Raw genomic sequence first — 4,147 nt, 5'->3', positions numbered from 1 at the left:
CACCCGCCGCTCGACCTCAAATCTAGGCGCGCGGCGGGTCCGGGTCGTCATGCCCTCGTACCGATCGGGAGGCCTCCCGGAGGATGAGCCCCGCCCCGGGGAGTACTCCCCTGGGTGGAGACGCGGGTCCGGCTCTCGGGGTCTTCCCGGAGGGGCTCCCGCCGCGACCTCTGTACGTGACTTCCCTCACTTCCACGGCAACCCGGCGCAACTCGGACTCACCCCTTCGGTGCGTCTCGCTCGCCACCGGCCCGGACGGCGGTCGTTCGAACGGTCAACCTCCTTTCGGAGACCGGTTGTTGAGGCTGTTGTCAACCCCAAGACGGCCTTTCCGCAGGCATCTTGACCACCCCTCACTTCCCCTGCCCGGCACCGACAATCGATCGGTCGAGAGGGCGCGGCCTCTGCGCGGGAACCGCCCCGGGTACGTAAGCTGTGGCTCGTCACAGGGACCGGGCAGCGGGGATGAACATGGCGATGATGCGCCTGAGGCGCGAGGACCCGCGCGTCGTCGGCTCGTTCAGGCTTCACCGACGGCTCGGCGCGGGCGGGATGGGCGTGGTCTACCTGGGCTCCGACCGGAAGGGCCAGCGCGTCGCGCTGAAGGTCATCCGGCCGGATCTGGCGGAGGACCAGGAGTTCCGCTCGCGGTTCGCGCGCGAGGTCTCGGCGGCGCGGCGGATCCGGGGCGGCTGCACGGCACGGCTGGTGGCGGCGGACCTGGAGGCGGACCGGCCGTGGTTCGCGACGCAGTACGTGCCCGGGCCCTCCCTGCACGACAAGGTGGCCGAGGAGGGTGGGCTCTGCGCCGCGGAGGTGGCGGCGATCGGGGCCGCGCTGTCCGAGGGCCTGGTCGCCGTGCACGAGGCCGGGGTGGTGCACCGGGACCTCAAGCCGTCCAACATCCTGCTGTCCCCGAAGGGGCCGCGGATCATCGACTTCGGCATCGCCTGGGCGACCGGTTCCTCGACGCTCACGCACGTCGGCACGGCGGTCGGCTCGCCCGGGTTCCTCGCCCCGGAGCAGGTGCGCGGAGCGGCCGTCACTCCGGCGACCGACGTGTTCTCGCTGGGGGCGACGCTGGCGTACGCGTCGACGGGAGACTCTCCGTTCGGGCAGGGCAGTTCGGAGGTGATGCTGTACCGCGTGGTGCACGAGGAGGCCCAGCTGCACGGCGTGCCGGACGCGCTGGCTCCGCTGGTGCGGGCGTGTCTGGCGAAGGACCCCGAGGAGCGGCCGAGCACGCTGCAGCTGTCGCTGCGGCTGAAGGAGATCGCGACACGTGAGGCGCAGGACCTGGGCGACGTGCGGCCGCCCGCGCCTCGCGCCGCCGAACCGGACCGGCCGACCGGCTCCCCGGCCGACACCTACCCGGGCCGGCAGCGTGCCGGCTACGCCGAGCGCCCGCGGGGCCGGCGGCGCCCGGTGGGTTCCTCGCCCGGCACCCCGGTGCCCCGGGGCACCGTTCCTCCGTCGCGGGGCGGCACGCCCCGGGGCGGACGGGGCGGGGGCCCCTCCCGTACGGGTGCCTCGCGCCCGACGCCGACCTCGCGGGGCGGCGGCCGTCCCGCCTCCCGGAGCGGCACCGGGCGGACCGGTCCGCGTTCCACGTCGACCGGCCGGCGCCCCGCCAACCCGCGTCTGCTGCGGCAGCGTCTCTTCGTGTTCGTGGTGGTGACGCTGCTGGTCGCCCTCGGCATCGCGGCGGCCCAGGGCTGCCAGGGACCGGCCCGCGGACTGGGCGGCGACGGCCACGGCGTGCGGGCGTCGCAGGACCACGCGCGCGTGCACGCGCCCTGAGCCGTGCTAGGGCGTGTTTCGAAAGGAGCGCCGTCCGCCCGGAGGGCGGGCGCCGCGGCGTCTGGTGCGGTGCATCGCAAGGCGGAGGGTCGCCCGCGTACTGGGCGTACGCGGGCGATCCCGACAACGCGGCGAGGCGCCGTACCAGACGCCGCGGGGCAGGCGGATTTTCGAAACACGCCCTAAGGCCGGGGGCGGCCCGTCGCCACCGCGTAGAAGGCGACCGCGGCTGCCGCGCCCACGTTGAGGGAGTCGACGCCGTGGGACATGGGGATGCGGACCCATGCGTCGGCGGCCGTCAGGGCCCGGGCGGACAGGCCGGCTCCCTCCGCGCCGAGCATCAGGGCGACCCGGTCCATGCGGTGCGGGGCGGCCTCGTCCAGGGACGCGGCCCTCTCGTCCGGGGTGAGGGCGAGCAGGGTGAAGCCGGCCTCGCTGACCGTCTTCAGGTCCCCCGGCCAGGTGTCGAGACGGGCGTACGGCACGGAGAAGACCGCGCCCATGGAGACCTTGACGCTGCGGCGGTAGAGCGGGTCGGCGCAGTCCGGGGAGAGCAGGACCGCGTCCATGCCGAGGGCGGCGGCGGAGCGGAAGATGGCGCCGATGTTGGTGTGGTCGTTGACGGACTCCATGACCGCGACCCGGCGGGCCGTCCGCAGCAGGTCGGCCGCCGTGGGCAGCGGCTTGCGCCGCATGGAGGCGAGCGCGCCGCGGTGCACGTGGTAGCCGGTGACCCGTTCGGCGAGTTCGGGGCTGACGGCGTAGACGGGTGCGGGGAGTTCGTCGATGACGTCCCGCATGACGTCGACCCACTTCGCGGACAGCAGCATCGAACGCATCTCGTACCCGGCGTCCCTGGCCCGGCGGATGACCTTCTCGCCCTCGGCGATGAACAGGCCCTCGGCGGGTTCGCGCCTGCGGCGCAGCTCGACGTCGGTCAGGCCCGTGTAGTCGGCCAGGCGCGGGTCGTCGGGGTCCTCGACGGTGATGGGATCGGCCACGGGGTGGTTGCTCCTCAGATTCCCGGGCCGACCGTGACGACCTCGCCGATGACGATGACGGCCGGCGGCTTGACGTCCTGGGCGCGGACGGTCTCCGCGACGGTCGCGAGGGTGGCGTCCACGCGGCGCTGGGCGGCGGTCGTGCCCTCCTGGACCAGGGCGACCGGGGTGTCGGGGGACTTGCCGTGGGCGACGAGCGTCTCGGCGATCCTCCCGATCTTGTCGACGCCCATGAGGACCACGAGGGTGCCGGTGAGCCTGGCCAGCGACGCCCAGTCGACCAGGGAGCGCTCGTCGTCGGGGGCGACGTGCCCGCTGACCACGGTGAACTCGTGGGCGACCCCGCGGTGGGTGACCGGGATGCCGGCCGCGCCGGGGACGGAGATGGAACTGGAGATGCCGGGGACGACCGTGCACGGCACTCCGGCCTCGGCGAGCGCCTGGACCTCCTCCATGCCCCGGCCGAAGACGTACGGGTCGCCGCCCTTGAGCCGGACCACCGACTTGCCCTGCTTGGCGTGCTCGAGGAGGGCGTTGTTGATGGCCTCCTGGGCCATGAAACGGCCGTAGGGGATCTTGGCCGCGTCGATCACCTCGACGTGCGGCGGGAGTTCGGCGAGCAGGTCGCGCGGGCCGAGGCGGTCGGCTATGACGACGTCGGCCTCGGCGAGCAGCCGGCGGCCGCGGACCGTGATCAGGTCCGGGTCGCCGGGGCCGCCGCCGACGAGGGCCACGCCCGGGGTGCGGGTGCGGTGGTGCGGGGCGACGAGCGTGCCGTCGCGCAGGCCCTCGACCACCGCGTCGCGGATGGCGGCGGTGTGCCGGGGGTCGCGCCCGCGCGCGCTGGTGGTGAGCACGGCGACCGTGACGCCCGCGCTGTGGCCGGTGGCCGGGGTCCAGGCGGTCGCCGCGTCGGCGTCGTCGGAGCGTACGCACCACACGCGGTGGCGCTCCGCCTCCGCGGAGGCGCGGGTGTTGGCGTCGTGGTCGCTGGTGGCGATCAGGGCGTACCAGGCGTCCGCGAGGTCGCCGTCCTCGTACCGGCGCCGCTGCCAGGTGATCTCGCCCGCGTCCGCCATGGCCTCGACGGAGGCGGTCGCCTCGGGCGAGACGAGGACGATGTCCGCGCCGGCCGCGATGAGCGCCGGGAGGCGGCGCTGGGCGACCTGGCCGCCGCCGAGGACGACCACGCGGCGGCCGGCCAGGCGGAGGCCTACGGGGTAGGCGGGGTGTTCAGCCATGTGGGGTACGGCTCCTCGTCCGGGTGGTCCAGGCGGTACGAACGGGGCGCTACGGCTCTGGAGCAGCCCTGACGTGCGGATTTTAGACGTGGGTCCAGCGTACGG

Annotated in this window: 3 protein-coding genes; 1 reads left to right on the top strand and 2 read right to left on the bottom strand. The window is 74.5% G+C overall.

Annotation, left to right across the window (positions count from 1 at the left end; translation table 11 throughout):
* The first annotated feature begins 465 nt into the window (after positions 1-465).
* A complete protein-coding gene (locus RH94_RS00380) occupies positions 466-1,800 on the top strand; it encodes a serine/threonine-protein kinase (protein WP_073945688.1) in 1,335 nt (444 codons plus the stop codon).
* Positions 1,801-1,982: 182 nt separating this feature from the next.
* On the opposite strand, the gene RH94_RS00375 is transcribed toward RH94_RS00380, so the two are convergent.
* Together RH94_RS00375 and cobA are read right to left on the bottom strand one after the other, a co-directional pair.
* Positions 1,983-2,801 carry a TrmH family RNA methyltransferase gene (locus tag RH94_RS00375; RefSeq protein ID WP_073945687.1) on the bottom strand — a complete coding sequence of 273 codons (819 nt, stop codon included), beginning with the start codon at positions 2,799-2,801 and terminating at the stop codon, positions 1,983-1,985.
* A gap of 14 nt (positions 2,802-2,815) precedes the next feature.
* The gene (gene cobA, locus RH94_RS00370) at positions 2,816-4,042 is read right to left on the bottom strand and encodes a uroporphyrinogen-III C-methyltransferase (protein WP_073945686.1); all 1,227 of its coding nucleotides are present in this window, start codon (positions 4,040-4,042) and stop codon (positions 2,816-2,818) included.
* Positions 4,043-4,147 lie beyond the last annotated feature (105 nt).

The sequence above is a fragment of the Streptomyces kebangsaanensis genome (assembly GCF_001906585.1).
Classification (GTDB): domain Bacteria; phylum Actinomycetota; class Actinomycetes; order Streptomycetales; family Streptomycetaceae; genus Streptomyces; species Streptomyces kebangsaanensis.
This window is presented reverse-complemented; position numbering and strand designations above follow the sequence as displayed.

Coding starts and splice junctions, on each gene's coding strand:
- RH94_RS00380 (WP_073945688.1), top strand. CDS start 466: ATGAACATGGCGATGATGCGCCTGAGGCGCGAGGACCCGCGCGTCGTC.
- cobA (WP_073945686.1), bottom strand. CDS start 4,042: ATGGCTGAACACCCCGCCTACCCCGTAGGCCTCCGCCTGGCCGGCCGC.